Source organism: Sedimentibacter acidaminivorans (genome assembly GCF_017873955.1).
GTDB classification, from domain to species: domain Bacteria; phylum Bacillota; class Clostridia; order Tissierellales; family Sedimentibacteraceae; genus Sedimentibacter; species Sedimentibacter acidaminivorans.
Genome location: NZ_JAGGKS010000007.1, coordinates 12,915 through 26,616, shown reverse-complemented (window position 1 = coordinate 26,616; position 13,702 = coordinate 12,915). Strand labels below are relative to the sequence as shown.

Sequence of the window (13,702 nt, the reverse complement as noted above, 5' to 3'; positions counted from 1 at the left end):
GCACTTGTATGATTCTTTAACAAAATCAAAAATACAGTTATTTATGTTAATAAATCTTAATAATTTCTATAAACTAAGATTGAACCATATTGTAGAATCTTTTGTTATACATGTCAAGGGCATTATACCCTAAAAGTTTTTGCCTGTAATTTTTAGCTGCAATTTCAATAATAGCTGATATATTTCTACCTGGTCTTACGGGTATTATAACAGTAGGAACTCTTACATCTAGTATTTCTATGAAATTTTCATCTAATCCAATTCTATCATATTCTTTTTTATTGTCCCATTCTTCCAATTCAATTGCAAGTTCAATAAATTGTTCTAATTTTATAGAGCCTACGCCAAACAAATGTTTTATATCTAATATCCCTACCCCTCTAATTTCCATAAGATGTTGGGTAAGTTCAGGACATGTTGCCTTCAATCTATTATCTATTTTCCTAATTATAACAGCGTCATCTGCTATAAGCCTGTGTCCTCTATTAATAAGTTCAAGAGAAGTTTCGCTTTTTCCTATACCACTTTTTCCTTTTATAAATACTCCTATGCCAAAAACCTCAAGACATACACCATGTATAGTTGTTTCTAGTGCAAGTTGTTCCTCTAAATAGCTTATCATACCATTAACTAGTCTTGTAGTTTTTGCATTTGCTTTAAAAACGGGTCTTTTATATTTTTTAGCATAGTAAATAACAGTATCATCAACATCCATTTCATTAGCTACAACAAGTGCTGGTATAGGATAACTAAAAAATCTATCCAATCTCTGTTTTTTTACCTCTTCTTCTAAAGTCCTTATATAAAACATCTCAGTTTTTCCTATAATTTGTACCCTTTCAAAAGAAAACCAATCAAAATACCCTGCCATTTGCAGTCCTGGCCTCACTATTTCCGGAGTATATATTCTTGACTGAATATTATCAGGGTAATATACAGGTTGAAGCCCCATATTTACTACTAAATCTTCAAGTTTAACATATGCCATATGTGATATACCATCCTTTTCATTAATTAAAGTAATTAAATACTGATTCTGCAGCCTTAATATTCATGCCTGGCGCATCCATTAACTCTTCAATACTTTTAGTTTTTATATTTTCCACTGAACCAAATTTTCTAAGTAAATTTATTTTTCTTTTTTCACCAATATTTGCAATATTATCAAGCTCTGATTTAAATAATGTTTTATCTCTTAAATTCCTATGATATTCAATTGCAAATCGATGAGCTTCTTCTTGTATTTTATAAATTAATTGATAAACTATATCTGATTTTTTAAAAGTAATTTCTTTACCATTATATATTAAACCCTTTGTTGTATGTTTATCATCTTTAATCATTCCACATACAGGGATATTTAATCCATAGTTTCTTATCACTTCTTCAACTATACCGGTTTGTCCTTTTCCTCCATCTATAAGTAACAGATCTGGCATTTTGTTAAATCCTTTCATGTCATCATTTTCACTTAGTCCTCTATTTATTCTTCGTTCCAAAACTTCTTCCATACTTTTATAATCATCCGGACCATTTACTGTTTTAATTTTAAATCTTCTATAATTACTTTTGCTTGCAAGACCATTTTCAAATACAACCATTGAACCTACAGAATCAACACCTTGTATATTTGATATATCATAAGCTTCAATTCTCTTAGGAATTTCATCTAGTCCTAATAATCCCTTTAATTCTACTACAGCTTGCATACTTTCATTTTGATTATTTTTTATCCTTTGACTTCCTTTTTCAAGTACCTCTAATGCATTTTTCTTAACCATTTTAATAAGCATACTTTTATCGCCTTTAGTTGGAACTTTTATTGTTACTTTATTTCCCCTTTTTTCAGAAAGCAAATTTTCATAAAGTTCCATATCTTCAATTTCCGTTTCTATATATATTTCCTTTGGAATATATACTGTTCCAGTATAAAATTGTGTAATAAATGAACTAATAATTTCTTCTCTAGTTTCATTTTCAGATATGTTAGCGAGCAAGAAATGCTCTCTACCCATTATTTTTCCGTTCCTTATAAAGAAAATCTGTATACACGCCTCTTCTATACCAATGGCACTACCTATGATATCCTGATCTGTGAATGATGTAGTTGAAACAATTTTTTGTTTTTCCGCAATCATCTCTAACGCCTTAATCTGATCTCTATATTTTGCTGCCATTTCAAAATCAAGAATTTCTGAAGCAACTTTCATTTTTTCCTTTAAGGAATCTATAAGATCATCCTCTCTACCAGACAGAAAGGCAATAGCCTTTGTTACTTCTTCTTTATAATCTTTATAATCTACATTTCCCATACATGGTGCTGTACATCTATTTATGTGATAATTCAAACATGGCCTTTGATTTTTTTTAGTACCATCAAGCTTTTGGGAACATTTTCTCAGCTTATATAAACTACCTACAATATCAATTATTTCATTAACTAAATAATTACTTATATACGGTCCATAATATTTAGCTCCATCCTTTTTTACTTCTCTTACTCTATATATTCTAGGGTACTTTTCTTGCACTGATATTTTAATATATGGATATTGTTTATCATCTCTTAATAAAGTATTATATTTTGGTCTATATTTCTTTATATAATTAGCTTCTAATATTAAAGCTTCAACTTCATTATCGGTTATAATGTATTCAAACTCAAATATATTCTTTATCATAGCTTGTATTTTGGCTGAATGATTTCTCGACTGAAAATATTGTTTAACTCTTTTTTTTAAATTTTTAGCCTTACCTACATATATCACTTCACCAAAACTGTTTTTCATATGATAAACTCCCGGATTATCGGGAATTTTTTTTAACTCTTCTTTTATATCGAACATCTTAACCCCTCAAAAATTAAACATTTATAATATTATACCCTATAAACCTTAAGATTAACATTACAAATTTAAAAAATATAAATTTGTATTTTCTATAAATTTATATAAAAAAAGATCAGGATTTGCTTTCCTTGACCTTAAATTATTAACTATAATTCTTAATCTTTATCGAATTAATTTTTTTACGTTTTTCCATACTAAACCAAAATTTAATATCATCATTAGTGAAACAAGCAATATTTCATAAATAACCCAATATTTCACTTCATATATCATAATAAAGCTTTGACTCATAACAATTAATAAATTTAAAATTATTTTTGGAGTATTCCATTTAATTGTGATGAAGTTTCTAGTATTATTTGCTCTTAATATAAATACTACCACATAGCTTACAAATGTTGCAAAAGCTGCTCCATAAACTTTAAATTTATAAATGAGCATAAATGTTAACAAAACATTTACTACTGCTCCAACTACAGTAGTAGAGAGTGTCAAAATGCTTTTTTTCTCTACCATGTACACAGAACCAAGAAAAGTCACTAAACATGAAAATGTTGTAGCCATAACTAGGAATGGTATGTATTTCCACGATGAGTAAAATGCATCTGAAACAAGAATTTTAGTAACAACTTTTGAAAATAAAATTATACCTGATGCGGAGAGAAACAATATAGATTGATATACATTAAACACTTTTGAAAAGAATTTTTCTCTATTTAATCTATTTTCCTCTGTAACAGCCGACATCTGCCAAGCATCCATAAATATATTTGAAATCAAAACTATTATTGTTGGTATCTTATATGATACCGCATATATGCCATTTACTTCACTACCTAAAACATAAGCAACAATAAATCTATTTGATACATTTGTAATCCACCAAAATATAGTTGCAGGAATTAAAGGAATTGAATATTTAATCATTGATTTTACTATATCTTTTTTTATATCCTTTATACGAACATACCTGTTTAATTTTGCTGCCCAAAATAAAAACAATGATGAAAGCATATCTGACATTACTATAGCAAGTACATATCCATTTATGCCCCATTTAAATATTACAAGAAACAGAACATTAAATAATATTATAGTAATTGTACTTATAACTCCATCTACGGCATATAGTTTTACGTATTCCTTTGCTCTTACAAATTGAGAACACAACGTCCTAAGGCATGACATTAATACAAATATGTAAATTAAAGCAGTATGCTCTGAAATATATGTAATTTTATTTAAAACAGGTATAAAAATTAAGAAAATTCCAAAGCCACATAATATCGTAATTAATCCTATTGAAAATACATCGCTTTTTTTTACGCTCTTATCTAATCCAAATCTTATTACAGCATTTGCTATCCCTAAAGAAACTATTGGAATAAGTAGATTAGACGTCTGAATAATCAAATCTACTACACCGTAATCTGCTTTGGTTAGAACGCTTGTATATAAAGGCATCAAAAGAAATACAAGTACTTTTGAACCAAACGTTCCAATGCCAAATATAATTGTATTTGATATTAGTTTTTTGTATCTATTCATTATATAAAACTCCAATTTGCTGTTTATTTATTGTTATGTATTACCACTTTTATATTATTATTTTTAACAATCTACATTATAACAGCAAACATTTTTGTTTGCAATACAATTAAAATACAACAAGCAATAGTCAAATTGACTATTGCTTTGAAAACAAAATATATTATAGAGTAATAGGGAGGTACTCCAATATTTTATCGTATAGGACAAATTCCACTTTCACAGCTTTCATTTCCTACGTCTAAATCCATTTCTTGAACCTCATATTTACTTAATAAAGATGGTATAAAAGGCCTCATTTCACTAATCCTAGCATTATAATCTTCCTCAGTAATTGATTCATAAGGCATAAGTTGATAAAAACTGTCGTCTAGTGACAAAAATGATAAGGCAACAACATCATCCCAGTTATCCCATACCCATTGCTCAACCTGTTCCCACTCATGATCTCTAACATGAACTGTGATAGAACAATTATGTTCAACGTAATTTTCCATAAACAATTTATAGTTTTCAAGTTGTTCTATAGCAGTAACATCATACTTAGTCTTGCCCATAGGAGATTTTTCTGGGAACTCAACAACCTTTGTAGTACAAGTTTTTATTTCCTGACCTACTTCAGGATGTATTGAATATCCAAGCTCTTCACATACTTTTACAAGAGGATCATGGCTGTTAATTCTTACTCTTCTCAAGAAATATGGAGAATGTGAATAGTGAACACCACTTGATACACCTGGCAACTGTGACAATGTACCTTCTGGTTTAACAGTTGTAACAAGTATAGGGGCTTTTTCACCTATTTCATTTGCATATCTTTCAGCCTCATCTTTGGCCACATCTCTTAATTTACTTAAGAGTTCAGCTTGAGCTTTTCTGTTTAACCCGGCTGCATTGACCATATCCTGCCATCCAGTTAACGAACAACCTGTAATTTTATCTCTTTGTTGAACTCTATCCCAATCAGAAAGTTCAAGTTCCACACATGTCATCCTATATGCAGCTCTTGCTGATAGCCTTTGTGCATTCAATAATGCTTTCTCATCTACTTTTCCATTTTCGTCTACAAATGAAAATACATTTATTGTTGTTAAATTACATAACCCTTTATTATCTAGAAGAATCTCGCCACATGGATTAACTCCATTCATATTATCTCTTCTCTTGCTTCCTGCCTCTTCATTAACCCATCCAGGTTCGCCTGAATATCTCATTTGCTCAATTTGCCACTTCAATTGTTCTCGAGTAGGTTTTTTTCTATAATATATAGAATTATTGCTCATTGAACGATGAATAATATCTTTGTCAACTATCCATTGTCCATCTATTTGTTTATAAAGCTTATTTTTTGCTTCAATGCTGTCAGTATCATCATAGTCTATAAGCATTATTTCTGCTGTTCTTCTAACTCCACCTACTACAACATTTTCTCCAATTATATTTGCTATGTCTAAGCAATCAATAGGCTTTAATTTATATCTTTCCTTGCCCTCAATAGTTCCACGCTTCTTGATTACTTTATCGATTTTAGTAAACATATTTTTTAAACTTGCATGACCACTTGCAGTTCCTCCAAAGGTTTTGAGCACTTCACCTTTTGGTCTTACATTGTTATAATTTAATATTATTGTACTAATATTTCTATATTCACTGCTATTTATAAAGCTTAAGAAATAATCAAGTGCTTGAACCCAGCCTTCTTTGCTATCTCCGACTATAATTTTCACAGAATTATTTTGAATAAATTCTACCCCTGTATTATCTTCTCTTTTAACCTTTTCCGCTGGTGTGTAGTCTTCGTTTATTATTTTAAAATTGCTCCTTATTTTAGGAAGCTCTTCAACATCACTCTTTAATATTCTTACGCCAACACCTGAGCCAATCATCAATAAATAAAACAAATCCCTAAATGCATGAAAGTCATTAATTATTTCAAATGCACAATTATAATTTGCCATTGGATAATTATATGATACTGGTGTACCGCCTACCCAAAAAGTTCTACCTGATAAAAATTGCTTGAGATTAAAAATATTATCGTATAGTTGCTCAGCTTCTTCTTTTTTAGTAGGCACTAGACTACAATTATATTCTACTGCTCTTCTAACAGTTTCCCACCAATATTCCCTACGTCTTTCCTCAGGCAACCACCTTGAGTATGTTCTATAGTAAACGAAGTTACCTAATTGATTCATAGGAGAACCAATATGCTTATATCTACTTATAAATTCCTCGCTCAGGAGTTTGTAATCTTTTCTCTTACGAGAGTCTCTAGATTTATCTCTTTCATACCTATATAAAATGTATTTCTTAGCAACATCTTTACGCTTACTGTCCATTAACTCATTTTCAACAATATCCTGTACCAATTCAACTGGTATTGGAAAATTTTTCGCCATGAGCTGTTCTTCAATCTTCAAACTTATTTGATGCGCTAACTCTACATCAACTCCATCTTTAGTTTCCTTCATTGCCTTAATTATAGCATTACTGATTTTATCAGGTGTGAAGTCAACAAAGGTACCCGTCCGTTTTAAAATTTTAATCAATTTCCATCCCTCATTCCTCTTAAGTTGTTATTATGTATTAGCTATTTATTAATACGTACATATGAACACTACATATTGTATCATCTCTTTTGATTTTAGTCAATATAACACAATATATAGATATAAATTACTAAGCACCTTGCCACTGCTCATGTAAAGCATTATTTTTAATTTTATAGAAAAACAAGAGGAATTACATCGTTGATATTTCAATAAAAACTTAATTCTTAATAAAACTTAATATTTAACATATATTTTTTATATACCCTAATTTTTCAGATATTTCACTTGCACCTTTTACAATAAGATTAATATATTCTTCACTATTTTTAGGAAATCTAAATGCAGGTGTGGAAATTGCTAAGCACCCCATAACAGTTCCTTTAATATCAAATAGAGGTGCTGCTACACATCCCACATTATCATCTTTTTTCCCATCCCTGATGGCATATCCATCTTCTCTTACCTTTTTGAGATTGTTTATGAAATCCTCTACATTTAATTCTGATGATTTTTTCGCTTCTTCAATTGCCTCATACCATTCAGTTTCACACTTATATGCTAATATTGCTTTACCAGTTGCCCCAACCCATATTGGTTCTCTTGATCCCACCTTAACAGATTGTTTAACCAGCTGAGGACTTTCCACCTGCTCATAACAAATTCTATCAAAACCTTCATATACATATATATGAACTGTTTCTTTAGTTTTTTGATTTATACTCTTTAAAATTGGCATGCTTACTTTTCTTAAATCTATAGTTTCCCTTGCAACTTGCCCTAAATAATAAACAACACTTCCTAGAACATATTTATTTGTATCTTCATCTTTAGAAAGAAAACCTCTATCTAAAAGCGTATTTAGAAGTCTTGAGGTAGTCGATTTAGCCCACCCCATTTTTCTTGCTATTTCCGTAAGTGTAAGTTCTTTTTCATCCCAGCTAAAACATAGGAGTATATCAAGTGCTTTATCTATACTTTTAACGTTCTTACTTTCATTTTTTTCAAGTGTTTCGCTCATAAAACGCCTCCACCTCTTTTTGATATTTAATTATAACTTATATTATTTCAACAGTCAACAAGCCCAAAACAACAAAATACTCACATAATAGTGAAATAAAAATTTGTTCACCATCATGTGAGTATTTTACCTTTTTATGTTATATAATTATACTCTAACTTTGTTATGTATTATATTTGCAGCTGCTCTTAATCCTAACAAGTAAACATCTGATCCTAATCCAACTATTACTCCCTTAGCTATTGGTGATATAACTGAATAATGTCTGAATTCTTCTCTAGCATGTACGTTTGACATGTGTAATTCCAATACTGGCACTGTCAATATAGCTAATGCATCTCTTAATCCATAGCTGTAATGAGTCCATGCTCCAGCATTAATAAGAACTGCATCAAATCCTTCTTGGTAAGCTTTATGAATTCTCTCGCACATTTCTCCCTCACTGTTTGTTTGGAAAAACTCAACTTCAACATCTAATTCTTTAGCAAGATTTGTTAAGCTTTCATTGATTTCATCAAGAGTTATTGTTCCATATTGTTTAGGGTCTCTCTTTCCAAACATATTATGATTTACTCCGTGTAACATAAGTACTTTTTTCATTTTGTATCTCCTCATTTTATAATATTATATTTTAAGCTTTTAGCTTTTAAGCCCTTGGATCTATCTTTAATATTTCTTGTACTGAATTTTCACTAGCCTGCATCAATTCAATTGATAACCCGTCTGGTAGCGAAAACCAGTTCCTTCCCTGTGGCATTTCCATTACTCCTTCAAAAGAATATACTTCTTTTAGAGCATCTTCTAAATCTTCTGTAAATATTCCTATATGCCACGCTCTTTCATTTGTACAGTCTCCAACTTCAAAATCTGGAGATGATGTCAGTTGCATGCCACCAATCCACACCTGCTCTGGATTTTCTATTTTACCATGTAATTCTCTAATATCCATACCTAAAGCCTTAGTAAAAAATTCAATATGCCATTGTATATCTTTTACTTTAACTGCAACGTGTTCCAAATATGATTTTTTTGCATATGCCATATATTCGCTCCACCCTACTTATTAGAATAATTTTGTTGCCAAAACTCTAAACCCTTTACGCAAGCTACTAATGTTTCGTTTACAGGTGTAGAAACATTACTTTTTTTACCCCATCTCACAACAGCACCATTAATGTAATCTATCTCAGTTGCTGCGCCTTTTTCTAAGCTTTGTTGTATAGATGTCTTAAATCCATCTGGCAAACCAGCTGATGTTTTATACCATATTTCTTCTGCATCATCAGTTGAAAGGACAATACCATTAGCTTTTGCTACTGCTATTCCCTCATTTATTGCTGCGAGTCCAGTTTGTTTTAACTCCGGGTGAACATAATGTCCATAAGTGTCATATAAACCACCATATGGCAATCTCGTAACTCCACAAAGAGCACCTGCGGCTACATTTATTAAAAGTTTATCCCATATTAACCCTGTAATATTCGGAAGAACTTTTGTCATTATGCCTGATTCTGTTAATTCTTCAGCAATATGCTTTATTCTATCTGTTATTTTTCCATCCACTTCACCGATATACGTATACTTACCCTTTGTTGTTCCAATTACTTTACCTTCTTCTAAAAGCAACCCACCAACATAGGTTTTTCCACCAATAACTTGGTCTTTTCCAATCACTTCAATTATAGCTTCTTCATTGCCCAACCCGTTTTGCAAAGACATAACTAATGTATTTGCACCTATGATTGAACTTGCTTTAGCTTCTTCGATTGCTTTTTTAGTAGCAAATGACTTAACTAAAACTATTACTAAATCCGCTTCTCCAATATTATCATAATTGGTTTGTGCTTTTACTTTTATATATCTTTCATGATTATCTTGTGCACCATCAATTAATAATAAACCCTTATCATTTATAGCTTTGACGTGCTCTTCCCATCGGTCAATTAAATATACTTCATTACCAGCCTCTGCAAGAGTACCACCAATTGTACTTCCTAGAGAACCTGAACCTAACATACAAATTTTCATATTCTTACCTCTTTTCTTAGATTTTATTATTAATCTCTAAATTATTCTTCGTCAAGAGGGAAGAATTTTAATATATGATTTGCAACAACAACTACTTCACCTTTTTGATTAACTACTTCAACTTTACCAACTGATTTTAAATTTTCATTATCTATTTCAATTATGGTATATGTTGCTGTTACTGTATCACCAAAATAAACTGGTTTTACAAATCTTAATCTATCATATCCATATGAAACACTAGGCATTTCTGCTTTTGCCTGAGTTTGAATTAATGTTGAAGCAGTTGAACCTAATGCAAATGTCAATACACCATGAACTATTCTTGTTTTATATTTTGTTGTGTTCATAAATGCTTCATTAGTATGCATTTGGCTAAAATCGCCTGTAATTCCTGCAAACATATAAACATCAGACTCACTTATTGTTTTTGTAAATGTGCAACTATCTCCAATTTCAAAAGGTACTTTTAATTCTTTCATTTTGCATATCCCCTCTATTATATTATATTTTTCAACTCATTAAAACAACTAAATTAATATTCTATATATTAAATTGTTCTTTTTTAATATTCATTGGACTATCTATAAATAACCTTTGGTCCATTTCTTTTAAATCACTGGATATAATAGGAATGAAACCCATTTTTGATAATATATCTTTTTCCACATCCATGCTTGGAGCTATTTCACATAGCATCATTCCTTTTTCTGTTAATCTAAACACAGCTCTTTCAGTAATATATAAAACTTCTTGACCTCTTTTGATTGCATCACTGCCATTAAATGTGATTTCTTGAACCTGAGGTATCATTTTTTCGAACTTTCCCTCTTGTTTTATAACTACCTTGCCATCCTCTACAGCTACTTTCAAGCCACCAGCTGTTAAAGTTCCGCAGAATATAACTTTTTTAGTATTTTGGCATATGTTTACAAATCCGCCAGTTCCCATAATTTTGCCATTGAACTTATGAACATTTACATTTCCTGATTGATCTAGCTCTGCAAAACTTAAGAAGCAAACGTCCAATCCACCGCCATCGTAGAAATCAAACTGTGCTGGCATATCAAGCATTGCTTGCATATTTACACTAGCTCCAAAGAAAATTCCTTGTGCTGAAACTCCACCAATCGGTCCAGTTTCAACTGTCAAAGTAAACTCTTCGCTTACACCCTCTTCTCTTGCCACCACACCAATTCCGTCAGCTATACCAACGCCTACATTCCCTACATTGCCTGTTTTTACTTCCATTAAAGCACGTCTTGCAATAACTTTACGCTCATTTAATGGTAGAGGAATTACTTCACCTGGATCCATTACATAATCACCTGACATAAAACGATTAATAGAACCAGAATATAATTGAGGTTGTTCAGGCACAACTACCAAAGCATCTACCAAAAACCCTGGAATCCTTATATTTTTAGGATGCAGAGTGCGTGCCTTCACCAATTTTTGCACTTGAGCAATGACAATTCCACCATTGTTATGAGCAGCCTGAGCTAAAGCCAATGCATCTAGATAAGCAATTTCATCTTCCATACTAATATAACCTTCCGTATCAGATGTTGTACCACGTATAATTGCTACATCTATAGGAATAGCAGGATAAAATAAATATTCCTTACCATTCACTTCCATAATTTTTATCAAATTTTCTTTTGTACGTTCATTTAATTTACCACCCTGTTGTCTTGGGTCAGTAAACGTTCCAAGTCCCACATGCGTTAATATTCCTGGTTGACCTGCAGCAGCGGTTCTTAACAATTGTGCCACAACTCCTTGAGGAAAATTATATGCCTCAATTTCATTTCTTTCTGCCATTTCAGCAAGCCTAGGAGACTGACCCCAATGCCCGCCAATTACCCTTTTTACCATTCCCTTTTGTGCGAGAGGAGACATTCCCCTATCTGCACGGTCACCAAGCCCGGTTGAATGATAGTACGTTAAACTTTTAGGTTCCTGCGTTTCTCTATACCTTTTAGCTAACGCTTCAATAACAGTTGTTGCTTCAGTTAAACCTCCTCCAGCTCCACAAAACCCAACAGTTGCATTATCAGGAATATATTTAACGACTTCATCCGCAGTAAGTACAGAAGCTCTATTCCCTTTTCTCAAATGTTTTTCCATAATGCACTCCTCAAATAATATTTTATATTAAATTATATACATTTTATATTTGTCACATCCGCTACAATGTTCCACTTCATGGAACATTGTTCCTTATTTAAAATGATATCATTATTAAATTTATTTGTCAATATTTTTTGTTAATTAATATTTTACAAAACAAAAGAACTCTATTCGAGAGTTCCCATACTTTTAAAAATATTCAATTTTATATTCACTAATTTCAACCTAACCAATTGATTATGTTTTTAGTATCTTCAAAACAGTTTGACTTCAAAAAATCATCATCATATTTATCTGAACACATCATTGGATGTCTACTTATATAGAACTTTCCATTATTAATATATTTCTTTTTATTCTCTGCTTGCTTACCCCACAAAAACCAATTTATATTTCTATTATTATCTGATATAAATTCTAAAAGTTTTATGCTGAATGGTTCCCAAATCTCAATATGACTTCCTGTTATTCCTGATTCCACACTCAAGTATGTATTAAGCAAAAGCACTCCCTGTTGTTCCCATGAGCTAAAAATCTCATTAGGAGGTAAGATTTTAAATTTGCCTAATTTTATTTCATCTTGTATTTCTGAAAACTTTTTTATAGACTTGTATTCATCTATACCATTGTATGATTTATGAATAAGTCTAATAATATTTTTCAATGACACTTGTCTAAATTTATCATTCCATGAATGTAAATCTCCAACCTCAAAAGCCCGTCCTGTTGCTCTTCCTTTTTCAGGATATGGATCTTGCCCTAATATTCCTACCTTTATATTATTTAAGTCACCTTTCATAAATCTTAAAACATTATCATGACTTGGATTAATATTATTTCCTATTCTAGACTCAATATAATTTAATTCCTGTACAATTTCACATGACAAAAAATCATCCCAAGAATTATGTATATCATTTGGTATAAGGCTCATTTTTACTCCTAATTATTAAAATATTTACATATAAAATTAAAGGCTTAAATCTATATGACAGTAACCGTTTGGATTCTTTTCTAGATATTTTTGATGATATTCTTCTGCTGGGTAATAATTTTTAAGTTTTCCAACTTCTGTTACAATTTTTCTAGTATACTTTCTAGATTCATTTTCTAATGATTTTTTAATTATAGCTTCATCCTTATCATCAGTAAAGTATATTCCTGTCCTATATTGAGTACCTCTATCTCCACCTTGTTTATTTAAACTCGTCGGATCTATCACCTTCCAAAATAGCTCTAAAATTCTTTCAAGTGATATTTTGTTATCATCATATTTTATATAAACTGTTTCAGCATAGCCTGTAGTATTTGTACAAACTTGTTCATAAGTAGGTTCCTTTGTATTTCCATTTGCATACCCTACCTCACTTTCAGTTATGCCATCTTTCAAGTCAAAATAAGCCTGTAATCCCCAAAAGCATCCACCAGCTAAATATATTTCTTTCATAACTTAACCTCACTTATTTTAATGATATTTTATATTTTTATAATTTTAACATATATTTTTTAAATTATCCATAGTATATATAATTTAAAATTTCACAAAATATTATTGACAAACAATATACATATAT

The 13,702-nt window shown here is 30.8% G+C and carries 12 protein-coding genes; all 12 read right to left on the bottom strand.

The features are described 5' to 3' along the window. Positions 1 to 73: 73 nt before the first annotated feature. The 12 genes from hprK to msrA all read right to left on the bottom strand — a co-directional run bounded on the left by hprK (position 74) and on the right by msrA (position 13,575). The gene (gene hprK, locus J2Z76_RS11575) at positions 74 to 988 is read right to left on the bottom strand and encodes an HPr(Ser) kinase/phosphatase (RefSeq protein WP_209512225.1); all 915 of its coding nucleotides are present in this window, start codon (positions 986 to 988) and stop codon (positions 74 to 76) included. A 22-nt stretch (positions 989 to 1,010) separates the two neighbouring features. Next, the gene (gene uvrC / locus J2Z76_RS11570; RefSeq protein WP_209512224.1) at positions 1,011 to 2,846 is read right to left on the bottom strand and encodes an excinuclease ABC subunit UvrC; all 1,836 of its coding nucleotides are present in this window, start codon (positions 2,844 to 2,846) and stop codon (positions 1,011 to 1,013) included. Positions 2,847 to 3,011: 165 nt separating this feature from the next. Further along, a complete protein-coding gene (locus J2Z76_RS11565; RefSeq protein WP_209512223.1) occupies positions 3,012 to 4,397 on the bottom strand; it encodes a lipopolysaccharide biosynthesis protein in 1,386 nt (461 codons plus the stop codon). A 194-nt stretch (positions 4,398 to 4,591) separates the two neighbouring features. Beyond that, on the bottom strand, positions 4,592 to 6,943 hold the full coding sequence (gene nrdJ / locus J2Z76_RS11560; protein WP_209512403.1) for a ribonucleoside-triphosphate reductase, adenosylcobalamin-dependent: 2,352 nt from the start codon (positions 6,941 to 6,943) through the stop codon (positions 4,592 to 4,594). 247 nt (positions 6,944 to 7,190) lie between these two features. Next, positions 7,191 to 7,967 (bottom strand): IclR family transcriptional regulator, encoded by a 777-nt coding sequence (locus J2Z76_RS11555; protein WP_209512222.1) that lies wholly within the window; start codon positions 7,965 to 7,967, stop codon positions 7,191 to 7,193. Positions 7,968 to 8,114: 147 nt separating this feature from the next. After that, positions 8,115 to 8,567, bottom strand: a complete 453-nt coding sequence (gene aroQ / locus J2Z76_RS11550; protein WP_209512221.1) for a type II 3-dehydroquinate dehydratase — start codon at positions 8,565 to 8,567, stop codon at positions 8,115 to 8,117. A 46-nt stretch (positions 8,568 to 8,613) separates the two neighbouring features. Beyond that, complete coding sequence (locus J2Z76_RS11545) at positions 8,614 to 9,009, bottom strand: VOC family protein (protein ID WP_209512220.1); 396 nt, start codon at positions 9,007 to 9,009, stop codon at positions 8,614 to 8,616. 14 nt (positions 9,010 to 9,023) lie between these two features. Further along, positions 9,024 to 9,995, bottom strand: coding sequence for a ketopantoate reductase family protein (locus J2Z76_RS11540; RefSeq protein ID WP_209512219.1), 972 nt, complete (start codon positions 9,993 to 9,995; stop codon positions 9,024 to 9,026). A gap of 41 nt (positions 9,996 to 10,036) precedes the next feature. Next, entirely contained in the window at positions 10,037 to 10,477 is a 441-nt protein-coding gene (locus J2Z76_RS11535; protein WP_209512218.1) for a MaoC family dehydratase, read from the bottom strand. Between the two features lie 61 nt (positions 10,478 to 10,538). Next, positions 10,539 to 12,125: an acyl CoA:acetate/3-ketoacid CoA transferase gene (locus tag J2Z76_RS11530; protein WP_209512217.1), complete on the bottom strand. Its 1,587-nt coding sequence runs from the start codon at positions 12,123 to 12,125 to the stop codon at positions 10,539 to 10,541. Positions 12,126 to 12,348: 223 nt separating this feature from the next. Further along, positions 12,349 to 13,062 (bottom strand): uracil-DNA glycosylase, encoded by a 714-nt coding sequence (locus J2Z76_RS11525; protein WP_209512216.1) that lies wholly within the window; start codon positions 13,060 to 13,062, stop codon positions 12,349 to 12,351. Between the two features lie 36 nt (positions 13,063 to 13,098). After that, positions 13,099 to 13,575, bottom strand: a complete 477-nt coding sequence (gene msrA, locus J2Z76_RS11520; RefSeq protein ID WP_209512215.1) for a peptide-methionine (S)-S-oxide reductase MsrA — start codon at positions 13,573 to 13,575, stop codon at positions 13,099 to 13,101. Between the last annotated feature and the right edge of the window lie 127 nt (positions 13,576 to 13,702).